The following is a 15,298-nucleotide window of genomic DNA, read 5'->3' on the forward strand; positions in this document are numbered from 1 at the left end:
TGCGCGGCTGTCGTGGGTTTCAGCCGCCGGCGGGCAGGAACAGCAACAGCGCGATGCCCAGCGCGATGCGATAAATCGCGAACGCCGTGAACCGGTGCGAGCGGATGTAGCCGAGCAGCCATTTCACCGCCACGAAGGCGACGATGGTGGATACGACGAACGCCACGCCCAGGCCGGTCCAGTCCTCACCGGCGGCACCGCCGTGCTGGAAGGTCTTCAGCAGTTCGTAGCCGGTCGCGGCGTACATCGTGGGGATGCCGACGAGGAACGCGAACTCCGTCGCCGCGGCGCGGTTGTTCGTACCGGCGAGCATGGCGATGAAGATCGTCGCCGCCGAGCGGGATGTCCCGGGAAAGATCCCGGCGACGATCTGCGCCAGACCGACGAGGATCGCCACCTTCCAGGTGATGAAGGCGCGCTCGGGCCGCTGCGCGGCGAGCTTTTCGGCGGCCATCATCCAGATGCCGCCGATGATGAGCGCCCAGGCGATGGGCGTCACGGTTTCAGGCAGCTTGAAGCCGAGCTTGGCCACGACGAGGCCGAGCGCCGCGGTGATCAGGAAGGCGACCAGCAGTTTCAGCACGTAGTCGCGCGTCTCTGGCCTGCGCCAGTTCATGGCGAGACTCCACAGCGTTCGCCAGTAGATGAAGGTGACGGCGAGGATCGCGCCGGCCTGGATCGCCACGTTGAACAGGTCCGAGCGGGCGCCGAGCCAACGCTCGGCGATAAGCAGGTGGCCTGTGCTGGAGATGGGCAGGAATTCGGTGATCCCCTCGACGATGCCGAGGAGGATGGCGCTGATCAGGTCGTTCACGTCGGGGACTTTCCGATGGGGGACGGCCCCATAGCTTAGCCGCAGGTCACCCCGTCCCGTCACGCGGTGCCCACGCGGGGCGCTGATATGTTCGGTGACGCATGGCGGGCGACCCCGCGTGGCCGCCCGGTCGCAAGAACTTCCGATACGGACCTGCCATGGCGTCATTCACCCAACGGACGCGCCGTCCCCACGGCGGCTTGCGCGTCGCCGTCATCGTCGCGCTGCTGGCGCTTACCGGCTGCGCTCCCCCGGTGCGGCCCCCGGCTTTCGTACCGCGCGACGAGGTGCCGCTCGCCGGTTTGCCCACGTCGCAGGCGGGCTGGCCGCGCGCCGAATGGTGGAAGCGTTACGGCGATGCGCAACTCGATCGCATCGTCGACCTCGCCATGCGCGGTTCGCCGGACATGGAGCAGGCCGAGGCGCGCTACCGCGCGGCGCTGCGTGCCGTCGATTCGGCCAGGGCCGAGCTGAACCCGCAGGTGCGTGGCCTGCTGGACGGTACACATGGCTATAGCGACGTCGCCGTGCGTGGCGAGACGCCGGGTGCCGCGGGCAGCGCGCAGCGCTTCCAGCTCAATCCCGGACACAGCTGGAGCAACAGCGGCGTGGCCGGTGCGCTGGCGACGTGGGACCTGGACCTCTGGGGCAAGCAAAAAGACGCCGTGGCCGCGGCCGTCGGGCAAGCCCGCGCCGCCGAAGCGGAGCGCGCGTCGGCGGCCACGTCGCTTCAATACAACGTGGTGAACACTTATTTCGATTGGCAGGCGCAGCAGGCAAGACTCGAGATCGCCCGTCACGCTTCGTCGAGTTCGGCGCAGTACCGCGAACTGGTCGCGCTGCGCGTGCGAAGCGGCCTCGACGATCCCTCGGCACTCGACCAGGCCGATGCGCAACTCGCCCAATTGCGCCGCTCGGAAGCGCAACGGGAAGGTGCCGCGAACCTCGACCGGGTGCAGCTGGCCGCGCTTGTCGGCGTGTCGCCGGACGAGCTGGGCACGTTGACGCCTGCGCCGCTGCCCACGCCCGACACTCGCCTTCCGTCCGACGCACGGCTCGGCCTGCTGGCGCGGCGACCCGACATCGCCGCCGCGCGCTGGCAGATCGAGGCCTCGTCGAAAAACATCGACCAGGCCCGCAAGGCCTACTACCTGGACGTGAGCTTGATGGCCCTCGGCGCCTTCCTTCGCACCTACCCGGACCTGGGTTCCGGTACGCGCACCGACCTGACCCTCGGTAACATCGGTGCCAGCGTGCAGTTGCCGATCTTCAGCGGCGGACGCCTGCGTGCGCAGTACGAGAGCGCGCAAGCACAGCTGGATAGCGCCGTCGCCCGATATGACGGCGCCGTGGTGCAGGCGGCCGGCGACATCGCGCAAGGCGTCGCCACGCTGCGGACACTCGACGACCAGCGCGTGCAAGTGGACCGCCAGTACGAGGCGACGGCGGCACAGAAGGCCAAGGCCGCCGACCGCCGCTCGAAGGGCCTGATCGACGACCGCACCTGGCTCAACGCCGACATGCAACTGGACCAGCAGCGCGACGCGCGCCTGCAACTCGCCAGCCAGCTGCTATCGGCCAACCTCTCGCTCATCCACGCGCTCGGCGGCGGATACCACGTCGACGACCTGCCCGATCTTCCGGCCACCGCCGCCGGAAAGGATTCAACGCGATGACTCCAGAGAAAGACGAACGCCGTGATGAAGAGCGGCGCGACGAAGAACAGCGCACGAAGGACGAGAACAAGGACGAAAAGACGAACGAAAAAAAGGATGGAAAGAAGGAGGACCCGAAGGCCCGGCGCAAGAAGGTGATCATCCTCTCCGCCATCGCGGCCGTCTTCGTCCTTGCCGGCCTCGCCTGGCTGCTGCTCTACATCTTCGTCTTCTCGCAGCGGGAAACCACCGACGATGCCTACGTGAAAGGCGACATGGTGACGATCTCGTCGCGGATCGCGGGCACCGTGGTCGAAGTGGCCGTCGAGGAGACCGACCGCGTCCATCAGGGCCAGGTGTTGGTGAAACTCGATCCGGTCGATGCCCGCGTCGCCCTGATGAACGCGGAGGGGCAGCTCGCCCAGGCCGTGCGCGAAGCACAGGCGCGCATGCAGCAGGCGAACCAGGCCGACGCCGCGATCCCCCAGCGTCGCGCGCAGTACGAGCAGGCGCGCGACGAATATAACCGTCGTCATCCCCTGTTGGAGCGGCGGGCGGTATCTGCGGAAGAAGTGGACACAGGCAAGCGGCAGATGCAGCAGGCGCTGGCCGCCTTGCAGGCCGCGGAACGCGAGGCCGCCGCCGCCCATGCGCAAGTCGACGGCACCACGGTGGAGGATTTTCCCGCGGTGATCCAGGCGCGCGCGCAGTTCCGCAACGCCTGGGTGAACAACGGGCGCAACGCGATCGTCTCGCCCATCGAAGGCTATGCGGCGCGGCGCCAGGTGCAAGTGGGCCAACGCATCCAGCCGGGACAGGACTTGCTCACGGTGGTTCCCCTGTCCGATCTCTGGGTGGATGCGAACTTCAAGGAAACCCAGCTGGAACACATCCGTATCGGGCAGCCGGTGAAGATCACGACGGACATGTACTCGGATGTCGAATACCGCGGCACGGTGGTGGGTCTCAACGCGGGTACGGGCAGCGCCTTTTCGTTGCTGCCCGCCGAGAACGCCACGGGTAACTGGATCAAGGTGGTGCAGCGCCTGCCGGTACGCGTGGCGATCAACGCCGACGACCTGCATAGGCATCCCTTGCGCATCGGCTTGTCGACCTATGTGAACGTGGACACGCACGATCGCAACGGCCGCGTGCTGGCGGAAACACCACGCGACAAACCACTGGCCAGCACCAACGTATACGAGCAGGAGATGGACCGCGCCGACGAACGCGCGCAGGAAATCATCCGTGCCAACACCGTCGATGCGGTGCCGAAGCCGGTGGCGGCGGCAAGGCGCGGCGGTTGAGTCATGGCGGCACCGAACGAGAAAGGCCAGTCGAGGCCACCGCTGCGCGGCGCGCAGCTGGCGCTCCTGACGGCGGGTGTTGCTTTCGCCACCTTCATGGAGGTGCTCGACATCTCCATCGTCAACGTGTCGGTGCGGACCATCGCCGGCAACCTCGGTGTCAGCAGCAACGAGGGTACGATGGCGATCAGCGCGTATTCCATGGCGAGTGCGGTGATGCAACCGCTGACCGGCTGGATCGCGCGGCGTTTCGGCGAAGTGCGTACCTTCGCCATCTCGGTGACCTTGTTCGTGGTGTTCTCGGCCCTGTGCGGGTTCTCGCAGAGCATGCCGATGCTCATCGTGTTCCGCCTGTGCCAGGGCGCCGTATCGGGGCCGATGGTGCCGTTGTCGCAGACCCTGTTGCTCAACAACTACCCGGTGGCCAAACGCCCGATCGCGCTGGCGCTATGGGCGATGACGGTCGTGGTGGCGCCGGTGTTCGGTCCCATCCTCGGCGGCTGGATCACCGACAACTACCACTGGTCGTGGATCTTCTTCATCAACATCCCCGTGGGCCTGTTCGCCATCGTGGTCACGTACGCGCTCCTGCGCGACCGCGAATCGAAGATCGTGAAGATGCCGGTCGACGCGGTGGGCCTGTTCCTCCTTGCCGTGGGCGTGGGCTGCCTGCAGTTCATGCTCGACAACGGCAACGACGACGACTGGTTCACCTCAAAGACGATCACCGTGCTGGCGATCGTGTCGCTCGTGTGCCTGACCTTCCTCGTCGCCTGGGAGCTGATGCACAAGAATCCGGTGGTGGAGTTGCGCCTCCTGGGCAAGCGCAACTTCCTCGTGGGCGTGCTGTGCCTGTCGCTGGGCATGTTCGCCTTCTTCGGCGGCACGGTGGTCATGCCGATGTGGGTACAGGAGGTGCTCGGTTATACGGCGACGTGGGCGGGCTTCGTCGTCGCGCCCATCGGCGTGCTGGCGATCGTCATGTCACCCCTGGTGGGCGCTTTCCAGAACAAGTTCGACCTGCGCCTGCTGAACACGGTCGGCTTCGCCATCTTCGCCGGGGCCTCGTTCTACATGTCCACGCTGAGCACCAACGCGCCCTACAGCGAGCTGGCGCTGCCACGCATGTGCATGGGTGCGGGCGTGGCGTTGTTCTTCGTGCCGGTGAACCAGATCATCCTGTCCGGACTGCCCGACGAGCGCGTGGCCAGCGCCTCCGGCCTTTCGAACTTCTTCCGCACCCTGGCCGGCAGCATCGCGACGGCCGTCAGCACGACGATGTATTCGCACCGGACGACCTACCATCACGCCATGCTCGCCGAGAACGTCTCCGAAGGCAGCCGGACAACGACCGAGTACCTCGATCGTTTCCAGGCCTTCGGCGTGCAGGGACCCACGGCGAACGCGGCCTTGAACCGGATCGTGGACATGCAGGCCGCGACCCTCGCCGTCAACGACGTCTTCTGGGTCTTCGGCCTGATGTTCGGCTTGGCCATGATCGCGATCTGGTTCGCGAAGCCGCCGTTCGCCTCGGGCGGCACGCCGGGACACTGAGGCGGGGTCGCTATGCCTCGATGCTGAAGTCGAGCGTCTCGGTCAGGTCGCCGGGCGCGGGTCCGCCGGCGGCGATCATCGCGTCGTCGCGCATCTTCAGACCGGGCAGGGTTTCCAGCTTGAACCTGCGGGTGATGAAGCGGGCGATGGAGCCTGTGTCGTAGACCGTATGTTCCACGTGACCGCGTTTCGCATAAGGCGAGATCACCAGCGCGGGAATGCGCGAGCCCGGACCCCAGCGGTCGCCCTTGGGCGGCGCGACGTGGTCCCACCAGCCGCCGTTCTCATCGAAGGTGACGACGACCAGCATGTTCTTCCACTGCGCGCTCTTGCGCAGGTGGTGGATGACGTTGGCGATGTGGCGATCGCCGGCTTCCACGTCGGAATAGCCCGCGTGCATGTTGAGATTGCCTTGCGGCTTGTAGAACGTCACCGCCGGCAGCTTGCCCGAGTCCACGTCGGCGAGGAAACGATTGGTCGCGGATGTCTCGCCCAGGCCGCCGTCACGCAGGTGCCGCTCGCGCGCCTCGCTGCCAGGAGCGAGCGACACGAAGTAATTCAGCGGCTGGTGGTGGGCCTGGAAATTCGGCGTCTGCGGGAAGCCGCCGTCCGTGCCGTCGCCCTTGCCGTCGAGCGCGGCCTGGAAGCCACCGGCGTACCAGGCCCAGTCGATTCCCTTGTCGGACAGGAGGTCGCCGATGTGCTTGTGCGTTTGCGGCGGCAGCGTGTTCGCGCTGGTGGCATCGGCGAGCAGTGGATTCTTGCGGTCCACGTTGAAGCCGGGCGAATAGGGCGGGCCCATCGTGTTCACGGCCCAGAAGTCCGGCGTCAGCGAATTGTGGTGGGCGAACTTCGGCTTGCCCTGCATGGCGCTGGCCGGTGAGTCCTCCGCCATCTTCAGGCGGTGATCCTTCGGATCCCCGCTTTCGGTCACCGCGATGTTGAACTGCGCCGGGCTCTTGTCCGCGGCGGGATAGAAGGGCGGCTGCGCGGCCACGAGATACTGGTGGTTGAGGAAGGAGCCGCCGAACGCGCCCATGAAGAAGTTGTCGCAGAGGGTGAACTGCTCGGCGAGGCGCCAGAGGCGCAGGTGCACCGGCGTGCTGGCGTAATAGCCCATGGTGAGCGCGCCATTGTCGCCCCAGGCGACGAAGCCGTCGTTCTTGCCGCCGTTGATCTGCAACTGGTTGTTGTAGAAGGCATGCACGAGGTCGCGCGTGATGAGGCCATGCGGCAGTGGCGTGCCGTCGCCCGTGTGCAGCGCCCAAGGCGCGTTCGGCAGGCCGGCGATGTCCTTTTCGACGATCTTGTAGCTCTTGTGATCGACGACCTGCTCGTGGGGCACCATGCCGCCCCAGATCGGCGGAAGCGTCTTGAAGACCGTGCCATCGCGATCGCGCTGGATGTAGCGTTCCGGCGGCACCGCGCTCAGCGGTTGCTGCAACCCCGGGTAATCGCCGAACAGGTTGTTGAAACTGCGATTTTCCGCATAGATCACCACGACGTTCTGGATGTGCTTGTCGAGCAGGGTATCCAGATCCTTCCCGCCGGGCGGCCGTGCCGCGGGCTTCTTGCCGTCGGCGACGGCCTCCTGCAATCCACCCAGCGCAAGCAGCGCGCCCGTGGTGGCCATGCCCCCGAGCAGGCGGCGGCGCCCGGTGTCGGGAGTGTCGTCATCGTGTTCGTTCGTCATGCCATTACCCGAAATGAAATCGCGCCGCCGCCCTGGGGGTGGGAAGCAGCCTGGTGGGAAGCGGCCTAGGCCGCGACGCAGGGTAAACGATGACGGCCGGTCTCGCGAAAAACGCTGAAAGGCGGCCAGAACGGTGCATTCGAAGGACTGACGCACCAATATGGTGCATTTGCACACGAGCCGTTGACCCGTTCTATGATGCCGAGGCTTGCCCCAGGCCGGTCCGTCGATGGCGGAAACGCTGGCACAGCGATTGCTAAATGCACTCCGCCCATACCCATTCGAGGTTTGTATGTCCGCCGCTTCCAAAGTGCTGAACCTGATCCAGGACGAGGAAATCGAGTTCGTCGACCTGCGCTTCGCCGACATCCTCGGCAAGCACCACCACGTCACGTTCCCTGCCCATGCCATCGACGAGGGCACCTTCGAAGACGGCAAGATGTTCGACGGTTCGTCGATCGCCGGCTGGAAGGGCATCAACGAGTCGGACATGGTCCTCATGCCGGACCCGGAAACGGCGCACCTCGACCCGTTCAGCGCGCACAAGCAGCTGATCATGCATTGCGACGTGCTCGAGCCGAGCACCATGCAGGCCTACGGCCGCGACCCGCGTTCCATCGCCAAGCGCGCCGAAGCCTTCCTGAAGTCCACCGGTATCGCCGACACGGCGTTCTTCGGCCCGGAGCCCGAGTTCTTCATCTTCGACTCGGTGCGCTGGCAGAACGACATGGGCCGCGTGTTCTACGAGATCGGTTCGGAAGAAGCCGCCTGGTCGTCGCGCTACAAGTACGACGGCACCAACACCGGCCATCGCCCGGGCGTGAAGGGCGGCTATTTCCCGGTCAGCCCCGTGGACAGCCTGGGTGACCTGCGCGCCGACATGTGCAAGGTGCTGGAATCGCTGGGCCAGGTGGTCGAAGTGCACCATCATGAAGTGGCCAACGCGGGCCAGTGCGAGATCGGCACCCGCTTCAACACCCTGGTGAAGAAGGCCGACGAACTGATGACGATGAAGTACGTCATCAAGAACGTCGCCCATCAGGCCGGCAAGACGGTCACCTTCATGCCGAAGCCGATCGTCGGCGACAACGGTTCGGGCATGCACGTGCACCAGTCGTTGTCGAAGAACGGCGAGAACCTGTTCGCCGGCGACCTTTACGGTGGTCTCTCGCAGACGGCGCTGTGGTACATCGGTGGCATCTTCAAGCACGCCAAGGCGATCAACGCCTTCGCCAACTCCACCACGAACAGCTACAAGCGCCTGGTCCCGGGCTTCGAAGCGCCGGTGATGCTGGCCTATTCGGCACGCAACCGCTCGGCGTCCTGCCGTATCCCGTACGTGTCGAGCCCGAAGGGCCGCCGTATCGAGATCCGCTTCCCGGACCCGATGCAGTCGGGCTATCTGACCTTCACCGTGCTGATGATGGCCGGCCTCGATGGCATCCTGAACAAGATCGACCCGGGCGCACCGGCCGACAAGGATTTGTACGACCTGCCGCCGGAAGAAGAGAAGAACATCCCGCAGGTCTGCGCCAGCCTCGACGAGGCGCTGGTCGCCCTCGACAAGGATCGCGAGTTCCTGAAGGCCGGTGGCGTGTTCACCGACGACTTCATCGACGGCTACATCGCGCTGAAGATGCAGGAAGTGACCCGCTACCGTGCGAGCACGCACCCGCTCGAGTTCCAGATGTATTACGCGATCTGATCCTGCGATCGATCTCGCGGTGATCGAAAGGGGCGCTTCGGCGCCCCTTTCCTTATGATGCGGCGTCCGCCGTGGAAGTCCTTCCCTTGAACAAGATCGCCATACTCGCCTTCGTCGCGCTGGTCGCAGGTTCCCTCGCCGCGCATGCCTCGGCCGGAACCATCCCCGTGTATGGCTACAAGGTGGTCCACACGTATCCGCACGATCCCCAGGCGTTCACCGAAGGCCTGTTCTATGAAGACGGCTACCTGTACGAAAGCACCGGCGAGCGTGGCACGTCGACCGTGCGCAAGGTGAAACTGGCCACGGGCGAGGTCGTGCAGCGGCTCGATACGCCGCCGGGGTATTTCGGCGAGGGCATCGTCGCCGCGGGCACGAAGCTGGTACAGCTGACCTGGCAGGAAGGCATCGCCTTCGTCTACGACAAGGCGAGCTTCCGGTTGCTCGGCGCCTTCCGTTATCCCGGTGAAGGCTGGGCGTTCACCCGCGACGCGACGCACATCTACATGAGCGACGGCACGCCCACCATTCGCGTCCTCGATCCGGCCAATTTCGATCGCACCGGCTCCATCGATGTGACAGCGGATGGCGTTCCCCTGCGAAGCATCAATGAACTGGAGTGGGTGAAGGGCGAGATCTACGCCAATGTCTGGCAGACCGACCGCATCGCCCGCATCGACCCCGCCACGGGTCACGTCGTCGGCTGGATCGACCTGAAGGGTCTGATGGACAAGACCCGCCTGGCCGACCTCAGTGATGACGTGCTTAACGGCATCGCCTACGACGCCACGCACGACCGTCTGTTCGTGACCGGCAAGCGCTGGCCCTCCTTGTTCGAGATCCGGGTTTCCCGCCAGCCACAGCGTCCGTAGAGCCTGCCTGCGCCTCGTCCACCCACGAATGTGAAGACGCCCTTTTCAAGCCTTGGCGCGCCCTGCCGATGATGTATGGGCGGCGTTGAGTCGATTCTCATGTCCGCTGTATAGTCAGGTTCATATCGCAAGCCGGTGCCGCCGGCCTGCCTTGGAAGGGGTACCCGCTTGAAGAAGTTCATCCTCGGCGCCGTGGCGCTGATCGCTCCCGTGCTTGCGGAGGCGGCCGACGCCACACGCAACGATTACGACTGGCGCACCAACTGGCCGACCCATTACGTGTTCGCCGACGGCACCGATGTGGGCTTGACGGTGAAATACCAGTACGACCTCGCCCGCTTCTCGCACGACGAGGGCATCTACGAGGACGCGCAGACCAACCGCCGCAAGGAATTCGGCTTCTTCGTCCGCAAGAAGGGCGTGTACGACGCCACGGCGGTATTCGATTTCCAGGCCAAGACCTGGCTGGACGTGTTCTTCCGCCTGCAGACCAAGGCCGTGCTGGGTAGCGATGCCGGCGCGGTTCGCATCGGTTTCATGAAGACGCCCGTCGGCTTCGAGGGCAATACCAGCACGGGCAGCACGTCCTTCCTGGAAACCTCGCTTCCGATGCAGGCCATCTATGCGAATCGCCGCCTGGGTATCGACTGGGCGCTTGCGCGCAAGGCCTATCTCGTGCAACTGGGCTACTACAACGGTGGCAACCTCCAGGGTGACCTGGACGGCCACATGGTGGCTGGCCGCGCAGCGTGGACGCCGCTGAACACGCCGGGCAACGTCCTGCATATCGGCGGATCGTTGTCGCGTGAAACGCCCTATGGAACGACCGACGGCCGTGGCCGCTATACGCCACCGAGCGTGCGCTTGCGGGCGTTGCCGGAAGCAGGGCTCATCACCCAACGCCTGATCGACTCCGGGGCGCTGAGCGTGGCCGAGCACGTGGATCGCCGCGGGCTCGAGGCACTGTGGATCGGCGGGCCATGGTCGGTGCAGGGCGAATACCTGGATGCCAGGGTAAAGCTGGAGAACAAGCCCGCCTACAAGGCGCATGGCTGGTACACCTTCGGCAGTTGGGTGGCGACCGGCGAGTCGCGCTCGTACAGCGCGGGCAATGTTTCCGACGTGGTGCCCAAGGGTCCTTGGGGCGCGCTGGAATTCGTGCTCCGTTACAGCACGCTCGACCTGGACGATGGTCCCACGCTGGGTGGCACCGAACACGACTGGACCTTCGGTGCGAACTGGTACCTGACGAAGTACCTCAAGTTGCAGGGCAACTATGTCCGGGCGATCAGCGATCGACGCGATGTACGCGTCGATCCCCGTATAGTCGAGGTGCGTGCCCAGGTGATGTTCTGACCGACGCGTCAGGGCGAAGGCAACGCGGCGGCGGCGGGTAACCGGCAATTGGTCAGCTTGTCGGCTGGAAGGGCGCCGTCCGCGAGGAACCGGCCGGCCACGGCCGACACGCAGGGACGGTCGGTGCGCGTGACCACGCCATGCGCACGCAGGCCACGCGCCACGACCATGGTGGCGCTCGCATGTGCGTTGAGCATCATCGCCGCGTTGCGCAACGGCGCTTCGTCATCGAATTCCGCATGCACCATGAGGAACCGTGGCACGTCGTGGAGCGCGGGTGCCGAGGTGATCTTCTCGAAGGCGCCTGGCCATTCGCTACAGACCATGCCCTGGAAGGTATCGTTACCGACCCCGGCGGGCCATGCTTCTCCCAACTCGAGTGTGCGATCACGCCAGTATCGGCGACGCGTGCCCCACGAACCGTCGTTGCAACGCGCTGCGAAGGCGCTGGCCACGACCGCGGGCGGGATGCCGTCGGCGCGGGGGCCGAAACCATAAAGGTCGCCATTGGCTTCGACATCGAGCCGATCGAGCAGCCGTTCCGCCGCGGCACGGATGGCGCCGTCGTCCTTGGCGTCGACCGCGAATCGTATCGTTGCAAAGGAGCCGCGAAGCGCGCTTGTCGAAAGCGTGGAATCACGCTCCAGAAGGCGTCCCATCGCGAGCGCGGCCGATAGTTCGTGTTCGCCATGCACGTGGCGCATCCAAACGGCATGTGCCGAAGCGGGAAGCATGCCGAGACGCCGATGGATGTCGTTGGCATCGTTTCCCCAGCCATAACGACCGGAAGCTTCAACCAGGGCCGAGACGGCCCGGCGAATCGTCCGCCCGCGTTCGGCGATACGTGCTTCCATCGCTTCGGAGAGGGAGCCGTCCGCATCCCACGTGCTATCGAGCAGCAGGCGACCGACGTTCCGCGGGTAGCGTTCGGCGTAATACGTCGCCACCCAGCCGCCGTAGCCGGTGCCGAGGATGTGCAGCCTGGACTGGCCGAGGGCGCCGCGCAGCATGTCGATGTCCTCCACGCGCGGCGGCATGCCGATATGCGCATGCATCGGGTCGTTCTGGCATGCCGTGCCTACGGCCAGCGCGAGATTTTCGGCGTCCACGAAATTGGCGTCGGTCGTGTCGGCACCCAGTGAAGCGTGGCGGGGAAGCCGCGAGGTCGCCGACAGGCAGTCGTATCCGCTCGCTTCATCCATCAGGCGCGGTGCGAGGCCGACCAGATCGAGGCGATTGGCGACGTCGCGCCAGTTCTCGTCGCCTTCCAGCCATCGCGATGCCATCGCCGCGATGGATTGGTCCAGGGAACCCGTGAATTCATCCGGCTCCAGGAGCAAGGTGCCGTCGTGGCGCGCGCCACGTTCAGCAGCGGCTCTCACTCGGACCACATCCAGGTTCAGGGTGCCCGCGGCGGGGTTGGCGTAGTCACGCGGCACGGCCAGGCGTGAGCATTCCATGCGAGCCGCGACGTTGGTCGCCACCGCAGGCACGCTGTCGCAGGATGTCCATGCAAGTGGAGCGGCGGATTCCGCCGTGGCGGGGAGAGAGGTGGCGAGGGCTGCGGCGAGCAGGCCAAGCGAGGCAGGTTTCATCGACGTTCCTATCGATCGGGGCGGCCGACAAAATTAGGGGCTGCCGCCGAGGACCGGTAGCGGATAACCGCCAGTGTTGCGTCGGCGAAAGATGGGACATCGAGCAAGGGTTATGCATTCGGCGGGAAGGCGGGTTTCCGTCAATGCATATGCCAGCCATGCGTCACCACGAGCGATTGTCCGGTCAGGGCTTTCGACCCGAAACCCGCGAGGAACAGGGCGGCTTCAGCGATATCTTCGAGCGTGGTGAATTCGCCATCGACGGTATCGCGCAGCATCACGTCGCGGACGACTTCCTCCTCGGAGATACCCAATTCGCGCGCCTGCTCGGGAATCTGTTTTTCGACCAGCGGCGTTCGCACGAATCCCGGGCATATCACGTTGGATCGGATGCCGTCGGCGGCACCCTCCTTGGCGATCACCCGGGCAAGGCCGAGCAAGCCGTGCTTCGCCGCGACATACGGTGCCTTGAATTTCGAGGCGACGTGCGAATGCGCCGATCCCATCAGGATCACCGATCCGCCGCGGCCGGAGGCCACCATCTGGCGCATGGCCGCGCGGCTGGTGAGGAATGCTCCGTCCATGTGGATGGCCAGCATGCGCTTCCAGTCGGCGAAGGAGAGGTCGACCAGTGGCGAGATGACCTGCACCCCGGCATTGCTCACCAGGATATCCACCGGCCCGAGTTCACGTTCCACACGGGCGAAGCCGTCCTCGACCTGCGCTTCGTCCGTTACGTCCATGCCGATACCGATGGCGCGTCCACCGATATCGGCAGCCACCTGCATCGCCCTGTCGTGGGCGATGTCGGCAATGGCGACCGATGCGCCGGCGCCTGCGTAGGCGACGGCGATCGCGCGGCCTATGCCGCTGGCGGCGCCCGTGACGAGGGCGACCTTGCCGGTCAGGTCGTTCATGCGTGCATTCCCATGGCTGATGTCGCCCGGATTATGCGCGCCGCCGACAGGCGGGCGCATCGTACCAAGGTACGTGGTGGCCCGGGGAGGATGCGCCGTTACCGTCAAATGGCCCGATACAGACGCCGCAGTTCGTCGCGAACATCGCTTTCCGTCGGTGCGTCGCTTGCTTCGCGGACTTCCCGCCGCGTGGGTGGTGCGACGAAGTCGCAGCCCGACAGGTGTGAGGCCGGCAGTTGGCCGGTGAGGAGGAAACGACCGGCGGCACGTTCGACGCATGGCGTCGCCGATTGGCCGAACAACCCGTGCATGTCCGAGCCGCGCGCCAGGACCATGTACGCATCGGGTGATGCGTCGAACGCCTTCATGGCACCCGTGAACGGTGTTGCCGGATCGAACTCGGATTGAATCATCAGCACGGGCGGGGCCTTCGCCAGTTCCGTCAACGCGGGTCTCCACCGTGGCGCCGAGGGCCAGTGCGAGCAGATCAGGCCGATGATGACCGCTTCGCCGCCGGCGGCCGGATAGTTCTTTCCTATCCGGCTGACCAGTGAGCGCCAGGCCTTGAGGTCGTTCCGCCATGACGTGTCGCCGCAAATCACGGCGGTGTATACGGAATGATCGACCAGGCCATCCAGTGACGGATCGACCGGTATGTCCAGCAGGGAGACGAGTTCCGTGGCCGCCGCCTTGATCGCGTCGTTCGCTTGGGTATCCGGACTGAAGATGTGATTCCATAAGCGCGTCACGAGACGATCGCTGGATATCTGCATATCGCCCCGTACCCAGTCCGCGAGGGTCAGCGCCGCGGCCAATTGGTAGGGCGTGTTTATCCCTTGGGCCCATGCCGAGAGTGCCCGGGATGGCATGTCGCGAAAGCGGGACATCGCTACCCGGGGATCGGTGCCGATGCCGTACACATCGGGTTGGGCCAGGGCTGGCCGCAGGGCGTTTCGTGCGAACAGCGCCTGGCGCTCCTCGGGAGAATCCGTGAGCTGCTGTTCGAACGTCCCGGCGTAGTTCATGACGGAATCCAGCAGGATGCGGCCACTGTGCTGCGGATACATCGACGCATAGAAGGCACCCACCCAGGAGCCGTAGGAAATGCCGACGAAGTGCATCACGGGCTCGTCCAGTGCGCGCCGGGCATGTTCGATGTCGACGACATGCTGCAGGGTGCCCACATGCGAATGCAGCGGATGCTCGCCGCAGGTATCCGCATACATCCTGGCGGATTGAACGAAGCCGACCCAGTTCCAGTCGGCCAGGTAGACCGTCGGGTCATGCGTGGTGAGGAACGCCGGGTAGGTTCCGCATGTAAACAGGGTTCCTCCACGCAATCCTCGCGGAATCACCGCGACGAGATCGAAGCGGTCGGCCAGGCGCCGCTTGTCGCCATCCAATGGATGGTCGATGGAGCGCGAGGCCCAGAGGTGGGCGATAGGCGGCAGGAAATCCAGCGGATTGGCACCGGGACCTCCGAAATTGAAGAAAATGGCCCCTTCTCGTTTCTCGGGTCGTCCCGCCTTGTGTCGAACGAGGCCGACGGTGACCGGGCGTTTCCCGGTGACATCCTCGTCGGGTGTAGCCAGCATGCTTCCGCATTCCAGCCGTTCCCCCAAGGCGGCGGCCCAGCTGTCGTTTACCAGGTCCGGCGTGCAGGGACGCCAGGTGATCGGTGCCACGCCGGGCTGCATGGGGGGTACCTGGGCGATGCCGAGCGTGGGCGCGAGCGCCATGCACAGGGTTATGCACACACGGCGTGCAGCCGCATGGCGCGAGATCCGACGTTGTCGTTTCATCGTACGCTCCTTCATGGGACGCGTACGC

Annotated in this window: 11 protein-coding genes; 6 read left to right on the plus strand and 5 right to left on the minus strand. The window is 65.4% G+C overall.

The features are described from left to right. Nucleotides 1–19 precede the first annotated feature (19 nt). Entirely contained in the window at nucleotides 20–814 is a 795-nt protein-coding gene (locus tag AB6730_RS10350) for an undecaprenyl-diphosphate phosphatase (RefSeq protein WP_371023529.1), read from the minus strand. A gap of 158 nt (nucleotides 815–972) precedes the next feature. Between AB6730_RS10350 and AB6730_RS10355 the strand changes: the two genes are divergently transcribed. The 3 genes from AB6730_RS10355 to AB6730_RS10365 are packed head-to-tail and all read left to right on the plus strand — an operon-like array spanning nucleotide 973 to nucleotide 5,330. Next, nucleotides 973–2,490, plus strand: a complete 1,518-nt coding sequence (locus AB6730_RS10355) for an efflux transporter outer membrane subunit (RefSeq protein WP_371023530.1) — start codon at nucleotides 973–975, stop codon at nucleotides 2,488–2,490. Beyond that, the gene (locus AB6730_RS10360) at nucleotides 2,487–3,776 is read left to right on the plus strand and encodes an efflux RND transporter periplasmic adaptor subunit (protein WP_371023531.1); all 1,290 of its coding nucleotides are present in this window, start codon (nucleotides 2,487–2,489) and stop codon (nucleotides 3,774–3,776) included. The genes AB6730_RS10355 and AB6730_RS10360 overlap by 4 nt, the downstream gene beginning before the upstream one ends. A gap of 3 nt (nucleotides 3,777–3,779) precedes the next feature. Further along, nucleotides 3,780–5,330: a DHA2 family efflux MFS transporter permease subunit gene (locus tag AB6730_RS10365; RefSeq protein ID WP_371023532.1), complete on the plus strand. Its 1,551-nt coding sequence runs from the start codon at nucleotides 3,780–3,782 to the stop codon at nucleotides 5,328–5,330. A 10-nt stretch (nucleotides 5,331–5,340) separates the two neighbouring features. Here the strand turns inward: AB6730_RS10365 and acpA are convergent, their stop codons facing one another. Further along, on the minus strand, nucleotides 5,341–7,023 hold the full coding sequence (gene acpA / locus AB6730_RS10370) for an acid phosphatase (RefSeq protein ID WP_371023533.1): 1,683 nt from the start codon (nucleotides 7,021–7,023) through the stop codon (nucleotides 5,341–5,343). Between the two features lie 292 nt (nucleotides 7,024–7,315). Here acpA and glnA point away from each other — a divergent pair, with 292 nt between their 5' ends. From glnA to AB6730_RS10385, 3 genes are all read left to right on the plus strand, one after another. After that, entirely contained in the window at nucleotides 7,316–8,728 is a 1,413-nt protein-coding gene (gene glnA / locus AB6730_RS10375; RefSeq protein ID WP_306848445.1) for a type I glutamate--ammonia ligase, read from the plus strand. Between the two features lie 86 nt (nucleotides 8,729–8,814). Then, nucleotides 8,815–9,600 (plus strand): glutaminyl-peptide cyclotransferase, encoded by a 786-nt coding sequence (locus tag AB6730_RS10380; RefSeq protein ID WP_371023534.1) that lies wholly within the window; start codon nucleotides 8,815–8,817, stop codon nucleotides 9,598–9,600. Nucleotides 9,601–9,768: 168 nt separating this feature from the next. Then, a complete protein-coding gene (locus AB6730_RS10385) occupies nucleotides 9,769–10,956 on the plus strand; it encodes an OprO/OprP family phosphate-selective porin (protein ID WP_371023535.1) in 1,188 nt (395 codons plus the stop codon). A gap of 8 nt (nucleotides 10,957–10,964) precedes the next feature. On the opposite strand, the gene AB6730_RS10390 is transcribed toward AB6730_RS10385, so the two are convergent. The 3 genes from AB6730_RS10390 to AB6730_RS10400 all read right to left on the minus strand — a co-directional run bounded on the left by AB6730_RS10390 (nucleotide 10,965) and on the right by AB6730_RS10400 (nucleotide 15,270). Next, nucleotides 10,965–12,551 (minus strand): alpha/beta fold hydrolase, encoded by a 1,587-nt coding sequence (locus AB6730_RS10390; protein WP_371023536.1) that lies wholly within the window; start codon nucleotides 12,549–12,551, stop codon nucleotides 10,965–10,967. Nucleotides 12,552–12,691: 140 nt separating this feature from the next. Beyond that, nucleotides 12,692–13,468 carry a 3-hydroxybutyrate dehydrogenase gene (locus AB6730_RS10395; protein ID WP_371023537.1) on the minus strand — a complete coding sequence of 259 codons (777 nt, stop codon included), beginning with the start codon at nucleotides 13,466–13,468 and terminating at the stop codon, nucleotides 12,692–12,694. A gap of 104 nt (nucleotides 13,469–13,572) precedes the next feature. After that, a complete protein-coding gene (locus tag AB6730_RS10400) occupies nucleotides 13,573–15,270 on the minus strand; it encodes an alpha/beta hydrolase (protein ID WP_371023538.1) in 1,698 nt (565 codons plus the stop codon). Nucleotides 15,271–15,298 lie beyond the last annotated feature (28 nt).

Source organism: Luteibacter sp. RCC_6_2 (genome assembly GCF_041360655.1).
Lineage (GTDB): Bacteria > Pseudomonadota > Gammaproteobacteria > Xanthomonadales > Rhodanobacteraceae > Luteibacter.

Coding starts and splice junctions, on each gene's coding strand:
- AB6730_RS10365 (WP_371023532.1), top strand. CDS start 3,780: ATGGCGGCACCGAACGAGAAAGGCCAGTCGAGGCCACCGCTGCGCGGC.
- glnA (WP_306848445.1), top strand. CDS start 7,316: ATGTCCGCCGCTTCCAAAGTGCTGAACCTGATCCAGGACGAGGAAATC.
- AB6730_RS10400 (WP_371023538.1), bottom strand. CDS start 15,270: ATGAAACGACAACGTCGGATCTCGCGCCATGCGGCTGCACGCCGTGTG.
- AB6730_RS10395 (WP_371023537.1), bottom strand. CDS start 13,468: ATGAACGACCTGACCGGCAAGGTCGCCCTCGTCACGGGCGCCGCCAGC.
- AB6730_RS10355 (WP_371023530.1), top strand. CDS start 973: ATGGCGTCATTCACCCAACGGACGCGCCGTCCCCACGGCGGCTTGCGC.
- AB6730_RS10360 (WP_371023531.1), top strand. CDS start 2,487: ATGACTCCAGAGAAAGACGAACGCCGTGATGAAGAGCGGCGCGACGAA.
- acpA (WP_371023533.1), bottom strand. CDS start 7,023: ATGACGAACGAACACGATGACGACACTCCCGACACCGGGCGCCGCCGC.
- AB6730_RS10390 (WP_371023536.1), bottom strand. CDS start 12,551: ATGAAACCTGCCTCGCTTGGCCTGCTCGCCGCAGCCCTCGCCACCTCT.